Genomic DNA, 18730 nt, shown 5'->3' with positions numbered 1-18730 from the left:
AGCCCGTGATTAAATTTTCATTCACAAGCCTCCCCCCACAAGGCTATTTTTGTTTTGTCGTCACTAATTTTATATTTAATATGACCACTGCTCATAACCCGTAACTGTTTCATCACTTCATTAATATTTATATTTGAAAAAGTGGCGTTAAACCGGCAGGCTTTCAGTTTAGAACTCCTTATTTCAAAATGAACATTGTAATACCGCTCAAGCTTAACCAGGATTGAGCCCAGATTTTCATCGTGGAACACAAAACGATTGTTTGTCCAGCTATCTGCTTCACCAATCAGCCCAACATTAATTCTGAACTTTCCATTATCCTTATTATAAACTATTTTCATCCCGGGTGTTAAAAGTGAAAGCACCTTACGGCTACCCGGGCTTTTTTCGGTTACGCCCACTTTACCCGTCCGTACGGATACGGTAAATATTTTATCTTCCGGATAAGCATAAATATTAAATGAGGTACCCAGAACCTGGGTTTCCATTTTTCCAGAGCGGATAATAAAAGGTCTGGCGGCATCATGTTTCACCTCAAAAAAGGCTTCACCTTCAAGGGAAACATTTCTAATTTTCCCTTTTTCAAAATGTTCGGGCCAGGAGATTTTGCTCCTGCTACCCAGATAAACAACCGAGCTGTCTGGCAGCAGCATTTTTACTTTTTCTCCGCTCAGGGTTGTTTTAGTAATAAAAGCAATTGGTTTGGCACTCTCGGGTTGCCTTTTCTGGTTGGCCTTATATACAAATACGGCCGAGCAGATCATCACTAATGAGGCCGCATACTTAAGTAATTGGTATCGTTGAATCGTTTTTTGTTTCTTATGATCAATTTTAGCCCATACTTGCTCCAGGCCCTCATTCGCTTCAACTGAGTCGTCCCTGATCACGGGTTCCTGTTCCCAGGTATCATTCATCAGATCTGATAATTCCTGTTCCGCGTTTTTATTGTTGTTTAAATAGTGAAACAAAATGTTATTCTGACTGGCATTTGTTTTACCCTCCAGGTACATTTTAAATAATCTTCTGATTTCCTCTTGATGTTTCACCTTTATAATCCCAGTATTTTATAACTACTTATATATGTATATAAGATCGGGAAGGGTATAACAGCTATATGATTAGGGAATACATTTTACAAATTGATTTAAACACCTCATAATCAATACAATAATTTATATGCTTTTTTTTATGAAAACCCTATTAGAAAAACTTTCATAAGGAAACTCATATCGAATAATGTTTTTTTAATTTCCGGCATCGACATCATTACGCTATAGAGAGGGGCAAAAAACGCTATAAAGTCGGTTAACACAAATCCAGTACAAAAATCACACAATTATCTGATTTTCAATAATGTAAATCAATTTTAACTATAAATTGTGTAAACCATGTAAACCCACTTTTATAACAAAATGGCCTGTATGCTCTGGGGTTACTCCAGACCAAACAGTTTTGTTACTGATGTTGCAAAACAATAATTGCCCTTTCGGGCAATAACCTAAATAATAGTATTAAAAAAGGAGTTGCGTTAACCCATTTCGGGGAAAGATACCAGCATGAACAGCACAAAAGGAAGAACAGTATCCGGAGATAAGTAGCGGATACGGGTACGAATATGAGTTAAGGATTTTTTAATGTGGTTATTCACTGTATTTTTTGAAAGACCCATTTGCCTGGAAATATCCTCATGCGAACAACCATCTTCCCGGCTTAATAAATAAGCCACTTTAGCTTGGGGTGAAAGTGTTTCAATGGCATTCATAGCTATCTGCCTGCATTCCGTAAAATCCATATAACTTTCCGTTGAATTAAAAGCCGGCTCCTCTGCATTCGCTGTCCGGTAAACAGACATTCGTGCCTGCTTTTTTAGCGCATCCAAAAAATTACTGCGGACCATACTAAACAGGTATGCCTCAAAATTTTTATCAGGATTTATTTTCATCCTGTTTTCCCATAACCGCACAAATACATCCTGGGTTAGCTCGTTGGCTTCTTCAGCACAACGTACAAAACGGTAGGCAAAATAATATACTTTTCTTCTATATAATTTATAAACTTCAGCGAAAGCATCGGTATCCCCGGTTTGGATAAGGCACAAGAGTTCCTTGATAGATAAGTTGTCCAAATGTTTCATATAGCAGGAGGTTAAGCATTGCAAGTTAAGCGGGTAATTTGAAGTTAATGTTAACTGTAAGAGAAGCTTTACCAGTTCAACGATGAGTAATCACGGTACTTGCAGAAGTAGCTTGTATGCGGGAGTCGGCCAGTACATTTCCGGCAGCAAGGCTCATCTTATTAGATTTTTTTAGTTCCAAAACCCCTAAAGTATTCTTCCCCGAAATTCGATCCAGGGCGGCTTTAACTAAAGGGTCTTCCCATGCACCAAAAGGTTGTAAAGGAAGGTTATTCAGCTCCGCAATACTGATATCGGGATCTATACCAGCGCTATATCCTCCATTTCCGGCTGCATTAAACAATTTATAAACAATGGGGTGCATTTCCCAATTCACTTGCTTGGGTGTCCTTGCGTCATAAATTTTAAATGACGCTTCATCTTTGCCTCTTGTTTTTTCGCCGATCAGCACAACCTGTATATAGGGTTTCAAATTGTTGATCATCACTTCCGAAGCCGAAGCGGTTGCAGCTGTTCCTAAAATAAATACTCTTTTTAAATTCAGGTTAGATTGCAAAAGGGTATTAAAATTTACTGTACGATCAAAAGTGGCTGCATCCCCTAAAGATTCGGATCTGACACCTCCGTTTTTATTTCCTTTATAAGTGATAAAAGGAGTGGTATAATTTACCCCGGATGCAATCATGGTACAAAGTCCGGCAGCTTCGGCAACCTGCCCTCCTGAGTTATAACGAAGATCCAGAATAAGTTCTGTTACACCTGCAGTTTTAAAACCCATAAAAACATTGTAAAGCGAGGCGGCTAACCCCTGGCTAAAATCATATATATATAGATAGGCAATTTTGGAGCTGCCATTATCAGTAATATTACTTACCGCAGGTTGTTCAAACGTAAAACCAGCCGTTAATTCGGCAGAGCCAATATCTTTTAATTCAGCACCATTCACCTCGGCAAAAGTGATCGTTACCCGGGTGCCCGAAAGCAATTCCTGTTGTAAAGCCGCGGCATTTTCCTGGGTTATAGCCTTACCGTTAATTTTACTGATGTAATCACCACGTTTTAAACCAGACCTGGATGCGGGAGAATCGTTTAAAACCAGTTTAATTACTCCAAAAACCAGACCTGTATTTTTCTCTTTGATCGTTGTATAGTCGAATCCATATTGGCTCTTGTTAGTGGGGGCAACTGTTGATAGATCGCCTGGTAATAAAATGTAAGAAAAGCGATCGCTGGAGTTTCGTACCGCGGAGAAAAAATCCAACGGAGCCCGGTTAAGAGCAGGTTTAGCAGGCAGGCCATCGCTCCAATAATAATAACGCTTGAGGCTATCCAGTATCCAGGCATTTATATTTTCATTACTTCCGATGGGATAATTGGGAGAAGGCCCTTCTTTCTTACAGGAACCTTGTAAAATCAGAATAGATATCAGACAAATCAGGACGTAGCGACTTTGCTTATAAAAGTTAAAAAATGGCTGCATAATACTATAAAAGTATACTTGTCTTTAAGCAAATATACTTCTCCATTATTAATGGAGGATTAAGTTTCAACCATTATCAGTGTTAAGCTATATGGCTTCAGGGAGCATATTTTCTCATTTTTCGAAAATGTTGTTAAAAAATACTGGGCCCACCTTTATGATTTTCTGGTACGACAGTACATGACAGTTGGGTACAAAGTTGTTGTTAACTTACTCTTTTAACAAACCAGTTGTCCGCTGTTTTTTTAACTAATCTATAACGCCAGCAGCTTTATAAAAAGTAAATCTTATGAGCAGGAAAAATATTGTATCAGCTATGTTTTTATTGTTGTGCGTGTCTACGTGCGTATATGCTCAGCAAAAAAAATCATCAAATGAGAAATACCAGATAGCTGTTTATTATTTCCCGGACTATCATGTTGATAAGCGGAATGAAGTATACCGCGGAAAGAACTGGACAGAATGGGAGCTTGTTAAAAAAGCAAAGCCACGTTTTGAAGGACATCATCAACCCAAAGTTCCTTTATGGGGATACACCGATGAAGCCAATCCAGTAGATATGGCTCAAAAAATAAAGGCAGCCTCAACACATGGAATTAATGCATTCATTTTTGACTGGTACTATTACAATGATGGCCCCTTTTTGCAAAGGGGGTTAGAAAACGGATTTATGAAGGCTAAGAATAATAGTCTGATGAGATTTAGTTTAATGTGGGCCAACCACGATTGGCTCGATCTTCACCCATCTACGCATGGGAAACCTCAAAAATTGATGTATCCAGGTAAAATCACGCCCGAAACCTGGGATAAAATGACAGACTATATCATTACAAAATATTTTAAACATCCGTCTTATTGGAAAATAGATGGATGCCCCTATTTTTCGATTTATGATCTTGGAAATTTCCTTGGTAGCTTTGGGAGTCAAGAGGCAGCGGCGAAAGCTATTGCTGATTTTCGCGCTAAAACAAAAAAGGCAGGTTTTAAAGATTTAAATATTAATGCCGTTGTGTGGGGTAATACGATACTTCCCGGCGAGAAAACAATTACCTCTCCGGAAATTTTAATTAAAAATCTGGGATTCAATTCGGTAACAGACTACGTATGGATCCATCACGTTGTACTTAATAACTTTCCGACCAATGCGTATGATTCTGTAAAAAATGTATATTTTAAATATGCTTTAAATGCCTGTGAAAAATTTAATGTGCCTTATTATCCCAATGTATCGATGGGTTGGGATTCATCTCCACGCACTAACCAGGAAAATTCATGGGGAAACTTCGGATATCCGTATACACCAATTATTATTGGCAACACATCAGGGGCTTTTAAAAATGCGTTAATAGAAGCGAAAGATTTTATGGATAATCACCTCGCCAAAACTAAAATCCTGACTATTAACTCATGGAATGAATGGACCGAGGGTAGTTATTTAGAACCTGATACTTTAAATAAATTTGGATATCTGGAAGCTATTAAACAAGTATTTATGAACAAGCAAAAGTAAAATAGTACTAAGAGTAAAAACTTCACAGCTTTTTCAGGAATTTTATAATAAAAAACGCCGCTCTACTTTTTTTAAAGCGGCTTTGTAGCCCCTAAAAAGATCCCAAACTTATTTTCCCTATTAAACAACCCCTTTATTTATTAGGTCCGATGAACGCTAAATACAAGAAGACGATGATCGTTTTGGGTTAAATTTAAACATGTTCAAGTTGGTATACCGAAACTCGTCCGTCGGATTCCAGGAAGGCGCAATGATACCTCTTGGGTATTGCCACAATTGCGATGATTGTGTTTTCAGTGTCGATCAGACCTTCTGACGTAGGGCTCTCTTTACTGATATCATATACATTAGCGCGTTTTCCCCCTGCAATGACCAAACGATTATCGGTCATTAACCGGATATCCTGCCCCTCTATATCCTGCGCAAAGAAACGAGAGGCTTCACCCATCCCTTTCAAGGTTGGCGTTATCAATACCGAACCAGCTGTAGTCAACAGCGCGATCTTTAGCGCTGTATGCGGTCCGGTAACTGCCAACTTCAGGATTTGGGCGTCTATACTCAATACTTCAACTTGTCCTTCAGCATTGATCCGTAATAGGGTCTCGCCTTTAGCATAATAAAAATGCCCTTTGCGCCAAACCATCGCTGACGGGTCAAAGCCATTTTGACCTGGATTAACCCGATCATCAACGATGCCGATATCGATCGTGCGCAATAAGGCACCCGTGCTATGGAAATGGCTAAGCTGCAAACCATGGATCGTGAAATGCAATATACTTACGTCATTTTCTCCGTTGAGACAACAGGCAAGTGCACAGTCTGGCAAAAAATCGAGTGTTTGCAGCACCGCTTCCCGCTCAAAATAAGAATAAGCCCCCAGCTGCTGGTTCGTATGCATACTGATCTTTTCACCTACAATCAGGACCTGGTCAGATAAGCCCGGATCAGTCAGTAACGCCAAAGGCGGCGCATTATATCTCACTTGGAACAGGTATTGGTAGGTTTGTTTTCCTTCCCAGTTGCCCCTGAAAAAATGCAGGTCTCCATGCTGCTGCCCGATTGCCATGAGCTGATCATGATACGTAATGATAGCGTACCATTTGGTATTGTTCCGCAGCTGGATATAATCCGGTTTGGTATAGACCGGGGGTAATTGCAAGCGATGCTGGATAAACCGATTGGTATCCGCATTCAGTAACCGGTCTCCGGGTAAAAAGCTTCCCATCAACTTCAAGCCACTGGTATCACCTGATTCGACCTGTTGGTGTATGATTTCATAGGCGATACCCAACGAGGCCTCACTCAATTGCCGCTCCGGGTAACGTCGGTTCATATCCGCTAATACGGTTAGGAAGGACGTCCTTTTTAGTCGGGGTACGTGATGTGCATATACTTGTTTCACCTCGTGCGCCAGCTCCTTATTCCCGGTATCAAAGCGAAGCTCCAGGTAGGCGCTTAAACAAGCTTCAGGCTGCCCGGTATCCGCCCAGCCTTCCAATAATAAAGCTTCAGCATCTTCCTTTTGCAGCAATTTATCCAGGGTCAGAGTCGCCGCTTTCTGATAATCCTTAGCCTGCTTGAGCTCGACCACTTTTTCCCGGTAACAGGCTTCCGCTTTTTCCTCCCGGCCGATCATCCGGTAAAGGTCACCTGCTTTCTCGTGGTTGTTGAGCTGGATATAAATCGGAATAGCCTCTTCGAGCAATCCGCCTTTTTCCAGGCATTCGGCAGCCAAACGCTCGTTCTTGACGTGGTCGCGGTACAGCGCGGCAGCTTCCCGGTACATTTTCCCTTGTTGCAGGACATTAGCCGCTGCATAAAAATCACTCAACAAATGCGCGTGAATATAAGCCGCCCGTTTAAAATTCCTCTGCTCAACGGCTTCATTAGCGGTTTTGATATAGCGAACCCTTAATTGGGCGTTATAATTACTTAGATCCCAGCCGTCTACGCTACGGCCGCCACCCAGGTTGCGGATATTAAATTGCGTCTGGCGTCTGGTCAGTTTCCCCGATTGCGGAGCGCCTCCCCGGTTCAGGTACGGGCTACTGAGCGGAATCGCGTATTGCAGAGCCTCATCACTGTCCTTATCGAAAAGATCCATTAATCGCTTGAGTTCGGTATCCCTTTGTTTTTCAATATCGGCAAGTTTTTGACCAACCCATTGCTCCAGCTGTTGCAGCAGCCCGCCGGACGAGCTAGAACGAACAGAAGCTCCCGAGAAGAACCAGGAAAACGGCACAAAGATGGCTTTGCCGACCAGAGCTAGCAGGAGCAGTATATAAAGCCCCAATTGAACCAGCCAGTTCGTTGCCTGTTTACTATATTTCTGTACGCCAATTTTGTCTGGATCTGCGGAAGGGATCTCTTGAAGTGGCTTACTCCCCACGTCTTCTTTGATGGACTCCATCACATTTTCCGGTTCGTCTTCAATCTCGAGCCCGATCTGTTGCAGGGTGGGGGCCGGCGCCAGTCCCGGGTGCGCGAAACTCCAGTCTGACGGTCGGGGTGCAGGCAAATACACAAAAGAACCAAGTTCCACCTGGTCTTTGATTTCAAAACCTACCAGCCCGATACTTGGATGAAAGACCTGAATATCCCATAAGAGCAGGCCTTTAAGCTCATCTTCACTAACCACGGGCCACAGGTCTGCCTGTATGGGTACGTAGAGCTTATCTGCTATCTGCCCGTAGGGATAACGCACCAAAGCTTCCGGTGGTTGATGTGCGCCAAAGATCACGAACAGGCCCGATCCGCTATCGTCATCAATACTTCCCGGCATGACAAAGCAGGTCAAGCTGCGCAGATCAACCTTCCAGCTATCCAGTTCACGGAACCATTCTGCAGGCAATGCACCGGCTAGGAATGCACCGGCCAGGGGGTGTTTGCCATATTCATTATAACGGAGTGTGACCTGCATCTTATTTCAATTTTCGGATAAAAGGTTCGATATAGGCATCATAAAAATCCGCGGCCAGCATGACGTTCTTTTGCCGATTGCCGGTAAAATAAGACGAGCCAGCGATCTTACCATCAGCACTCCAGCAAGCGGTCGTTTTTTCGATCACCAGGATGATACTACTCTCGGGGATACGCGTATCTGAGCTTTTCAAATGTACTAATCCCCTGGAATCCAATACCGCCTCGCTACCGTCTGCCCAGCTAAATTTAGTGAACTTGATATAAGGTAAATGCGCGACTTCAATATTTTCCTGTTTGACAGGCTTGATGACCTCAAGCGAATTCAGACTGTTATCTTTCAGGCTGATCGTTCGCCCATGTTGGTCGAGGCGGATCTCACGCTGGTCAATATATAGCCTGCCCGACGTGTTTACATAAATGTTTTTAGCGGAATTGATTACACTGTATCCATTATTGATCAATTTCTTGATCTGGTTAAGCACATGAAAATGAGGAAGGATAGGTAAGGCTTTGAACAATTTCCAATCCATAGCTGTCGGCATGGTTTGCCCAGTCAACGGATCTACCGAGACAACGTCGGAAACACGTGCGATATGGAACAGACCGTTATCGAATTTCACTTCTTCGGCTTTGATATTATTTAATTCATGGATCATCAAGTTGTGGTTTTCCATATCCACCTGGTAGATCCTGAGGTAAGCTCCCGGCAAGTTTCTGATCAGGATAAAGAGATATGCTTTGACCTGCCCCCAGTAGCAGTCCCCCACATCAAGCTGATCGACGAGCTCCCTGGCACCATATTCTTTTTCTGCCCAGCACAATACCCGCCGGTCCTGCGTAATAATGGCCATTTGTCCGGTATTCAGTTTAAAGGTATTATTATGATTTAGCTTGATCTTGGAAGCAGGAAATAACAAAGGGAAATCCGTCTCAGATAACATCACCGGTAAGCCGGACAAGTTGTTCTTCCGCATTCCTGGACGTTTCCGGTTAAAGAGAGTTTCCTCGAGATCTATCAGGGCGCTGGCCGCTAATTTGTAACGTTTTCCCCGAGTCTCGTAAAGTGTGATATGCCCGTCCCGGCTCACCTCTACCAGATAGTCCAATTGTTCCTTGACGTGGGTAAAAGCCTCCATAAAAACGGGATCCTCGCGGTAATGAGGCCCGGTGATGAGGACATATTTTGCCCTCGCTGTAGCGATATCTGATACTAGTTTCTTAAGCTGCGCCCCACAGTTAAGCGATGGGTCCAATTGTTCTAACGTTGTTAAAATACCTTCTTTGGTATGCAGTTCCATCGGGAAGGAACCCTTACCACCCAAAGCCCATGCATCCAAAGGATCTCGCTTCCGACCTTCACTAAAGGCCAAAGCTGCCGCAAGACCAAACACCCTGGGCATGCCCCACATTTTGAGGGTGGTATCCAGCAAAATATGCCATTCCTGGTTAGCCTGGTCAGGCATTTCTTCACGTTGCAGGAACAAGGCTTCGTTATTGGCAAGTCGCGCGGTGAGCAACAAGTCGTCCTGCGCCAGTTCGCTTAGTAATAATTTATCAAAATGCCCCCTGTTGCTAATATCGGAAACGCCGCCAATCGACTGTTCGCTGCTGCCGCTCAGGTGCATTGGGATATTTAATGCCGCGCTAATTTGGTGCGCCAACCGGGCCAGTCCGGCCGTCTTCAGGTCGGCGGCTAAAACCGCCATCAATTCGTCAGGAACAGGGGCAGGTAAGGGAATATCTGCTTTTATAGGGATTTTGGCGATTCCGGTCCGCAATTTCATTTCCAGCGCTGCCGTATCTTTAAACTGTCCCAGTGCAAGAGCCAGCGGTATCAAATCGGTTTGCAATATCGTAAACCCGAAATCAATGGTGCGATTAAAAATAAGCTCATCCAGCGATCCGTTACGGAATGTTTTCAGGAGGTTCTTGAGCGGTTTACCTGGCTGTTGCTTTGAATTTTCCAGCACTGCCTGGCATAAGGCAACGCGTTTGATTCCTGACCGGTATTCAAAAGGCAGGTCATTGATCAGCTTCATCAGGTCCTGTGTCCGCTCTGTTAATTCCTTGGCTATTGCATGTTCAACTGGCTTATATCCTGGAAGATAAGCTAGTTTATGCAGGTGTCCTGTAAGCTCGAATAACGTATCGTAATTATCCTTGCAGGCGCAAAGCAGCAACAACACGGTGCCGATGCCAATCTTGCCGGATATTTCAAGGGAATCTAAAATAAAGACAAGGTCTTCCCTGTAACAGATTGTGCGCCCGTTGGCAAACTCCAGGACATTTCCTTCTTCGGCCCATTTCCAGAAGTAGCCGTTCACCCCCTGGAAATAACGGATGGTTTGGATTTCCTGCTCAGTCATGGCCGATTTCTGTTAGGCGCACCGCGCTGCGTTGTGCTGGTTGAAAATGAGTAATCGGGATGCTCTGCCAGCTGCCATCAGGATCAAACAACATCATCGTTTCTTTTGGTACCTCGACGAGATGGGCCAGGCTCGGAGGGCACAAGTCGTAACCTGCGGGTAATAGCATTTGCTCTCTGGCCCAAAAAGTTTGTCCCGGTAATTGCGGTAAAGGGTGTCCAATGACTAACACGTCACCCTTTGCTGAAACGGCGAAACGCAATGGTTGCAATCGAGTACGGGTCGCAATTTCTGCATAGGTTTTCCAGCTATCAAGGTCAGTGAGCAAGGCAAAAACTTCCTGCACTGCTGCTGAACGGGACAAACGGATGGTCATGGGCAGGAACAATTTTCCCGGCATAGCCGAAACCGGTAACTCGATCGGGACGAAGGCTTTGATCGGTTGCCAATCTAACTTAGAGAGCTTACCGGTTGGCGTTTTATGCTGATCAGGAAATAATCGCTCCTGGGAATCGGCAGTATAACGATGCAAAACGGGCAAGGACGCGATATGTTTATCCGTGTTCATACCGATACCACGCAGCCAAATCAGCTCCCCGTCAGCAGCCGCTTTTAAGTCGGGGATGCCGCGTAGGTTACCCAACGTGTGCCTGTATTTGCTTTCCAGTACCAGGATTTTTTCCATTAGGCGGTGTGCATGATCTTTTTCCAAAGCTCGTCAATGGGCTTTTGAACATAATTGCGTTGCTCTTCGTTGCCGATCCAGCCACAGCGGCTGTTCAAGTGAGCGAGCCTGTCCTTAATGACAGACCGTTCAGCCATAGAAATTTCTTCCAGCCATTGCTGGCTGAGTTGCTCCACCTCGTTATATATCTCATCCGGGTTAGGTACAGAGTTGAGGGAGGCCCTGGGATGACTTGCTTCCTCTTTAACGCTCATGTCCACCACTGCACTAACGATATTACTGATGATCTCGCGCTGCTCTTCCGTATCCCAGATATGGCGCAAGACCCACAAGTCTGAAGCAATTGCTTTTTCCCGTTTACAGATCAGCGCGCTGGCAGCAATCAGCCTTTGTAGTTTAACTGCCCGTCGGTCGGATACGGCAAGGCCCGCATTACGTAGTTTTTGGATGAGCTCAATATAATCTTTGCGGATACCGCTCAGATCGATCAAGGAGGTTTGCTCCTGTAATTGCCTAATATCTTCAGTGGCGATACCTGGTTTATCTCCTGCGGTCTTTTGTTCGAGTATCCACCCAGCGTCAAGTAAAGCGTTGAGTTGTTGCGGGTCGACGTTATCGCATCGAACCCGAATCAAAAAGCGATCGAATAAGGCCTGCAGTGCCTCGTCCTCAGGTAAATGATTACTTGCGCCAATCACCATCAGAGCTGGTAATTGCCGGGTTTCCCTACCCCGGCGAAAGATCTTTTCGTTAAGGACCATGAGCAAACTATTCAAGATCGCACTATTGGCGTTCAGTAATTCGTCCAGGAAGATCAGCGAAGCCTCCGGCAGCATCCCTTCCGTGTTGGTCACGAGCTCCCCATCCCGCAATTTGCGAATGTCAAAGGGGCCGAACAATTCATTGGGCTCGGTAAACCGTGTTAGCAGGTACTCGAAAGTCTTACCGTCGAGCAACTTGGAGAGTTCCCTTACGGTCGCGCTCTTTGCGGTACCTGGAGGGCCTAACAGGAACAGATTCTCTCTGCCCGCCAGACAAATGCCCATCAGATCGATGATCTCGTCCTTGCCGACAAATAACTCTTTCAGGTGCCGTAAAACGGCCTGGAGTTTGTCGACAGTCACAAATTCTTGGGTAGTATTCTTAGTCATGTTTAGTTAATTCATTGAGTTCAAGCCCTGGCCAGAATTGCTCCTGGTACAGGCCCATTGTTTCTCTCAGCACGGTTAGCTCTGCATCACCGAGGCGTATTAGATCCCGGTGTGCGATAATACGGTCAAGATAAATGGTTTTCAAAGCAGGGCTATTTAAGATAGGCCGCGTATCTACATTGGTTCGGATATTCAGCCCTACAGAGGACAAAGGCCAGGCGGCCGCTGTTTCTTTTAGATTATGCACCAGTGGATCGTCCGGCGAAATCCTGCTGCTAAATTTTAATAATGGCCCGAGGTGACGGAAGAGCAGATCGGCGGACCAGATCGCCGAGGCATCGGCTACACCCGTATATCGTCGCAAATTGGTGTCCATGCTGTTCGCGTCTAGTTCCCTCAACAAGACGAACTGGATAGAGCGGTACAGGTATTGAGCCGCCCAAAGCGCTGTTTCCTCGTTCAGATCAGGTAATCCGGCCGGCATTTCCAGGCGCTCACTTCGATCAAATTCAGCGAGCAGCTGAGTTGAAACCTCTAAGTCGGAGGCATCAAAATCACAAATGGTTCGAGATACCCTGACCTTGCCATCACTGAACAGATTGTTTAAAAATTTGCTGAGCTGCATGATGCTTAAAATAAACGAATAATTTTGGCTTTAGCAAACAACAAGCAATACCTAATTGCAGTCCTCTCGATACTATAGTTTTTTTTAGTACACTTAATTCATTAAGCCTATTAAATCATCGTCATTCAAGCAGGATGAATTTTTAGCATGAATAAACCCTTTATCATAAGTTTTGTATAAACTATTCCTGATTAAAAAACAATTGGGGTAAAGAACACTTGGTTCAATTTCTTTTCAGATAAGGCAAGCGGCTCAAAAGCGTTTATCCAGGAATATAAGATAAATCCCGTTTCCTGATATTTATCTTATATTCAAAATAGCGAAACTCCCTTTTACCAAAAACTATATTCAGCGCCTATCCGGATTTCCTTCGAGAATCTGATTTTACAAACGATGGTTAGCGCGAAAGAAAATTTCGCAGGACGCCGACCAGGACATCAATCGGGCCACCAGGTGCTTGTTGTCGTATTGTACGCAAATGTGAGGCTTTGCCCTTGCGCCGTCAGCGTATTGGGCCCGGTTATATTATTTACCGTGACCATATTGCCAACGTTAACCTTGACGACGGTCACCCTGAAACCCGCAAAATCAGGAGCGATTGGCAGGGTAATCGCAAAACCCGCGACTGTAGCGTCCACGTAAATGAGCAGCGCTGCCTGTTTACCAGAGGCGAAATCTGCGGAAAGGACGTTGTAGGCTGCGCTCTTAAACAATATATTTTCTTTGACTGGAAAATGATCCAAATAGATCATATTGGAATTCACACCTGTTCCGGTATACAGGCTGCTGTAAGTACCGACAATGTCGCCTGTAGAGAGCACAATATTATCATTGTTATTTAGCAAAGCGTAGATATTTAAGGTATGTGTGGCATCAAGTCCTGTCGTTCCTGTGATATGGATATTATTCCGGTTTACCACTGAATATTCAATGTCCGCTAATGTGATCAGGTTTATACTTTGGCTTATAGCAACATTGCTTAAAGTAATATGATTGCCCGATATATCTATATTGCTCGCTTTTAAACTATTGGAGGTGTTCCCCTGGACATATATCGCTCTCTGCGCAAGAAAATTCTGCCCCTTGCTATCCGGGGGAATTCCCTTTTGTGCCAGGCTGATATTGTTATTGGCAATCCGCCAGTTTGTGAATTTCACTGGAAAATTACTAGGAACGGTATTTACGACACAAGTTTTTGAATAAAGGGTGCCGTAACAAAAGATTCCGTAAATCGTGTTGATGATGACGTTGTTGCTGATATCGGCATTGACAGCATCACACCTGATCCCGTACCGGCCAAAATCAATACTGAGGTCATACTGAATGACATTGTCCCTGATGATCGTCGGGTAGGTTTGTGGATTCAGTGCGTCGCAATAAAGATTTGGAGTGATAAATATCGATTCCTGTGAAAAGTTTCTGATGGTATTTGAAGCGACTGTAATACCACTTGGGTCTCCGATGATAAAGCCGTCCAGGGCAATAGGTGGGGCAACAGGTGTTGTTGCGCTGTATCCATCCGCATAACACCCGGTCACCGTAGGATTGATGTTAATGCCATTTTCGTTTGAGGTGAAATTGATATAAACTGCCGGATAAACGGTATTATCGTGGCGCGCATCATCATGCCCCCTGGGCGAGTAAAAACTGCATTTGCTGATCAGCAGCTGATTTGTTCCGTTGACAAGTATCGCCGTACTAAACCCGGTAAAGCTGCAATTGATGATCTGCATGTTACTATTTTGGATACCTTTCCCCGGCATAATAGTAAGACCGTTAGTAAACGTCTGAGTTATACCATGTGTGCTTTCAAACGCGATATTACATATCTTCAAGCCTTTGAAACCTGCAACAAATCTGATCAGCGTGTACCCGGTATCTGGCGTGCCTTGACCGGTAAAATCAGAAGTGATTTTGGTACCAGGCTCCCCGGTTATCTCCAGCCCGTTAAGCAAATTATTTCCGGTAACAATGAGGCTAGTGGTTTGCCCAGGTTGTACAGTTGGAACGTAATAAGTCCCTTTCGGTATGAAAAGTGTCCTGCCAAGCACTACAGCTGCATTGATGGCATTTGTCAAAGCCACCCTGTCATCTGTTATACCGTCACCTTTTGCGCCAAACCATTTGGCATTTAAAAATCCATCGTAAACTCTTTTCCAACAGCCCGAAGGCCCCGGGATCATGGTTCCTCCATTGTTGGCCCCGGTTGTATTGTCCCAGTAAAAGAACCCCTGCCCCCCGTCCCCGATAACATCATGTCCTTGAATGTAGACGAATTCGTTTCCGGTAGTGTAACTGAATGTGGCTAAAGCCTGAAAATTTGAAACTGTTGCCATAAGATAAATGTATTTTAAAGAAAAATTTGATAGCGGTTGGGATTATTATTTCGATTTAAAGACTTTGTTTTGAAATTATTATCTCGGTCTGTTTCAAGCCTTATATAATAGCTGCATCTTATTTTTTTATAATCAAATCCTCTTTAGCAGCCCATAAAGCTACATCCTGCTTAGTCAATGCAGCAGCCATCAAGTCGGGAAATTTGTCTGGCGTGCAGGCAAAAACCGGAACTCCCAGGTCTGCCAGGAATTGTGCGTTACGGTGGTCATAAGAAGGAGCGCCACCGTCATTCAATGCCAAAAGCACTACTAACTGAACGCCCGCGGTAACCAGTTCAACAGCACGGCGGCGCATTTCATCAGCGTTGCCGCCTTCGTACAGATCGGTAATCAGCACCAACACCGTATCATTAGGCTTGGTCACTATTTGTTGGCAATAAGTTAGGGCTGCGTTGATATCGGTACCTCCGCCAAGCTGCACGCCAAAGAGCAGTTCAACCGGATCTGTTAATTCTTCTGTCAAATCCGCAACCGCGGTATCAAAAACCACCATTTTTGTTTTGATGGCAGGTATAGAGGCCATCACACTGCCAAATATACCGGAGTAAACTACAGATGAACCCATGGAGCCGCTTTGATCCAGGCACAGGATTACATCTTTTAAGGAAGACCGCTTGCGGCCATAACCTACCCTATTCTCGGGAATAACCGTTTGGTATTCGGGCTGGTAATGCTTCAGGTTCTTTAGTATAGTAGCACCCCAATTAATTTCGTTATGGCGCGGCCGTGTGTTCCTGATACTCCTGTTCAGGCTGCCGGTAATGGCCTGACGGGTTGGCTCGGCCAGTTTTTTGATCAGCTCGTCAACCACTTTACGTACTACTTGCCTGGCCGTATTTTTGGTTTTGTCGGGGATCACCCGGCTCAGCGTCATTAAAGTGGCTACCAGATGCACATCGGGCTCAATATTTTCCAGCATCTCTTTTTCAAAGAGCATCTGGGTTAAGTTAAGTCTTTTCAGCGCGTCCTGCTGCATCACCTGCACTACGCTCGATGGAAAAAAAGTGCGGATATCGCCCAGCCACCGGCTCACATTAGGCGACGATGCTCCCAGCCCCCCGCTCTTATCACTATCATATAAAGCCTCAAGCGTACGGTCAACTTTCAGATCGGCTTCATCCAGATCAAACTGTGTTCCTTCCTGCTTATGTCCGCCCAGGATCAACCGCCATTTGCGCAGATGCTGTGATTCAATTTCCATTTGATTCTGTCTGATGCGTAGTTAAACCTAATAATTCTATGATTACCGGTAAGCCTTGTATGGCCCGGTTGGTATCAAAATTTGTAATTGTGGTGGCGTGCTGGTGTCCGGCAGTCCCACCCGTACGTACTTTTTCTCCGAGTTTTCGTCGTTCCGGGCCGGTGAAGTTTGAAAATGTTCGTCGCAATAATGGCAGTACCTGCATAAAAACATCTTCGCTTAAGGTTGAAACCCAATTGTCAATTACCTGCCACAAATCCTGATCCAAAAGCAATACAGTTCCGCTGCCCTTCAAAAAACCCTCCAGCCAGGTTGCCGAAACAATAGGCGCGTTCGCGGCAGACATAGCGTAACCAAAATATTGTATAAGCTGATCGCCGCTTAGTAATTTACCATCATTAAGCAATCGCGTACTATAGCCCGCAATTACCGGGGATGCATTTTTATTACTGGCAATCACCTGTAAGGTTTGCTGCCAACCCAAGCCGTTTTCAGGTTCCTGCAGCAGGTTAATACCATCGTTCAGTTTATAAAATAGGTCAAGCAATTTTTGGGAGGCATCATCATCAATAGCAACACAGGCATTGGGCAAACTGATACAGATACGAGTAATGATGCTGCGTATAATGCTTAATACCACCGTTGCATCGGTTTTGCGTACATTACCATAACGAGCCACGGTAATTAGCCCCGGTACTATCTCCATTAATTCGATCACATCTGCCGAGGCGGCTGCCAAGTTATTTAACCGGAGTATCAACACCTGTATAGCTTCAGGCAATTCAGCCGGAATGCTTTTTTCGAGCAAATTACTGATTACTTTCAGATCGGTTGTCTCATTGGCCCGATTCAATATGCTGTTGGCGGCTGCTTCTACCACGATATTGCCTAAATTACCACGCTCAATGATTTCAACAGAGTAACCCGGGTCCCATTGCAGGCGCCATTGCTCTTTAAAAGTTCCTTTACCCGCTACATATTGCTGTCGGCCCCATTCAATACCCAACAAGCTAAGCCTGTGCAAAAACACGCTCCGCTCCAGGTCGGTATCTTTACGCAGATCAAGCGTGTAATCTTTAAAATCGGCAGTGGCGGGCAGTCTTAATTTCTTTTGTAGTTTTTCAATATCCAATTGCAAGGGCGGCTTGGGTATCTCCGGAGGTACTTCACCTATCTGGTGACCTATAATAAGTTCATTATGCACCAGTTGCAATAAAATATTTTCGCCATTGCACAACACGCTCAGCGTTGCCTCATTGAGTTCTTCCAAACCAGCCTTTGGCAAGCCGCGCAAGGAAGCCAAGGAACCCGCCAGCCGTACCGCTTCGATAATATGCGCAACCGAGGTATCCATCTGCTGCTTGCGGAACAGTTGAGCAATATGGGCCATCCATAAAGTACCATCATCATGTGGATGCTGCCAAATATGATCATACCATCCCGGTGAATTGATACCGGCACCATAACCACTACGAAAACTTAAACGGTTAAATGTCCAGGGGATCCAGGTGCATTCTGTTTTTACCTTAGCTAAGCCTTTTAACAGTTCATTATCCTCTTTTGGCGATGATTGTTTTTGTAACGCGGGTACATGCCATGCCCCGCAGATAACTGCGATGGTATGGAACATCTCCTTTTCGGCCTGCCGGATAGAGCGGCGCATATAGGCCTCGCGTAGCTGTTCAAGTTTTTTATCTTTTGGAGGAAGATTTTCGCGCAGAGCCTGCATAGCTTCAGCTACGGCGTCAAATACCTCGTCGTTATTTAAACGGTACTCAAAAGTATGTTCCCACCATTTTTCATCATCCGTAAAACCGGCAGCATCTGATAAATAGCTGATCGGGTTTTTATGGAGCTGTTCATAAGATTGTGCTTCAAGGTTGATATGATCGGGATCCGCTTCCGTGTCCTGCTCCTGCTTCTCATGAGGTTCTTTCTCTATCAGCATTTGGTTACCCGCCGGCAGATCCATAAAACGCGCATGGATATTTTGCTTACGGGCATACAATATAGCCTGCCATTCGGGTGAAAATTCGGCAAAGGGATAAAATACCGACCGTTGCGGATCGTCAGGCTGGTAACAAAGTAAAGCAACCGGCGGTTTTAAATCTTCATGGCCAACCCATTGCAGCATCGCATCAGCTTCGGGCGGACCTTCAACCAGTACGATATCCGGCTTAACCGATTCCAGAAAAGCTTTGACATTTCTGGCTGATCCGGGCCCATGGTGCCTTATGCCTAATATATTAATTGCCATTGC

Annotated in this window: 12 protein-coding genes; 1 reads left to right on the top strand and 11 read right to left on the bottom strand. The window is 44.6% G+C overall.

Annotated features, from left to right (window positions below):
• Positions 1–17: 17 nt before the first annotated feature.
• From G7092_RS30695 to G7092_RS21285, 3 genes are all read right to left on the bottom strand, one after another.
• Positions 18–1046 (bottom strand): FecR family protein, encoded by a 1029-nt coding sequence (locus G7092_RS30695; protein ID WP_166092262.1) that lies wholly within the window; start codon positions 1044–1046, stop codon positions 18–20.
• A 482-nt stretch (positions 1047–1528) separates the two neighbouring features.
• Positions 1529–2134 (bottom strand): RNA polymerase sigma factor, encoded by a 606-nt coding sequence (locus tag G7092_RS21290; protein ID WP_166092260.1) that lies wholly within the window; start codon positions 2132–2134, stop codon positions 1529–1531.
• A gap of 76 nt (positions 2135–2210) precedes the next feature.
• Positions 2211–3614, bottom strand: coding sequence for a S41 family peptidase (locus G7092_RS21285; protein WP_166092257.1), 1404 nt, complete (start codon positions 3612–3614; stop codon positions 2211–2213).
• Positions 3615–3903: 289 nt separating this feature from the next.
• On the opposite strand from G7092_RS21285, the gene G7092_RS21280 reads away from it, so the two are divergent.
• A complete protein-coding gene (locus G7092_RS21280; protein WP_166092255.1) occupies positions 3904–5124 on the top strand; it encodes a glycosyltransferase WbsX family protein in 1221 nt (406 codons plus the stop codon).
• 193 nt (positions 5125–5317) lie between these two features.
• Here G7092_RS21280 and G7092_RS21275 read toward each other — a convergent pair whose 3' ends face one another.
• The 8 genes from G7092_RS21275 to G7092_RS21240 form a co-directional block, all read right to left on the bottom strand.
• The gene (locus tag G7092_RS21275) at positions 5318–8044 is read right to left on the bottom strand and encodes a bpX3 domain-containing protein (protein WP_166092253.1); all 2727 of its coding nucleotides are present in this window, start codon (positions 8042–8044) and stop codon (positions 5318–5320) included.
• Position 8045: 1 nt separating this feature from the next.
• Entirely contained in the window at positions 8046–10412 is a 2367-nt protein-coding gene (locus G7092_RS21270) for a hypothetical protein (RefSeq protein WP_166092251.1), read from the bottom strand.
• Positions 10405–11097 (bottom strand): hypothetical protein, encoded by a 693-nt coding sequence (locus G7092_RS21265; protein WP_166092249.1) that lies wholly within the window; start codon positions 11095–11097, stop codon positions 10405–10407. The genes G7092_RS21270 and G7092_RS21265 overlap by 8 nt, the downstream gene beginning before the upstream one ends.
• A complete protein-coding gene (locus G7092_RS21260) occupies positions 11097–12248 on the bottom strand; it encodes an AAA family ATPase (protein ID WP_166092247.1) in 1152 nt (383 codons plus the stop codon). Before G7092_RS21260 ends, G7092_RS21265 begins: the two co-directional genes overlap by 1 nt.
• A complete protein-coding gene (locus G7092_RS21255; RefSeq protein WP_166092245.1) occupies positions 12241–12873 on the bottom strand; it encodes a conflict system bpX4 domain-containing protein in 633 nt (210 codons plus the stop codon). Before G7092_RS21255 ends, G7092_RS21260 begins: the two co-directional genes overlap by 8 nt.
• 437 nt (positions 12874–13310) lie before the next feature.
• Entirely contained in the window at positions 13311–15209 is a 1899-nt protein-coding gene (locus G7092_RS21250) for a putative phage tail protein (RefSeq protein WP_166092241.1), read from the bottom strand.
• Positions 15210–15327: 118 nt separating this feature from the next.
• Positions 15328–16470: a VWA domain-containing protein gene (locus tag G7092_RS21245; RefSeq protein WP_202985377.1), complete on the bottom strand. Its 1143-nt coding sequence runs from the start codon at positions 16468–16470 to the stop codon at positions 15328–15330.
• A complete protein-coding gene (locus tag G7092_RS21240) occupies positions 16460–18727 on the bottom strand; it encodes a DUF5682 family protein (RefSeq protein WP_166092239.1) in 2268 nt (755 codons plus the stop codon). Before G7092_RS21240 ends, G7092_RS21245 begins: the two co-directional genes overlap by 11 nt.
• Positions 18728–18730: the final 3 nt, after the last annotated feature.

Origin of the sequence: Mucilaginibacter inviolabilis (assembly GCF_011089895.1) — a bacterium.
Taxonomy (GTDB): Bacteria; Bacteroidota; Bacteroidia; order Sphingobacteriales; family Sphingobacteriaceae; genus Mucilaginibacter; species Mucilaginibacter inviolabilis.
This window is presented reverse-complemented; position numbering and strand designations above follow the sequence as displayed.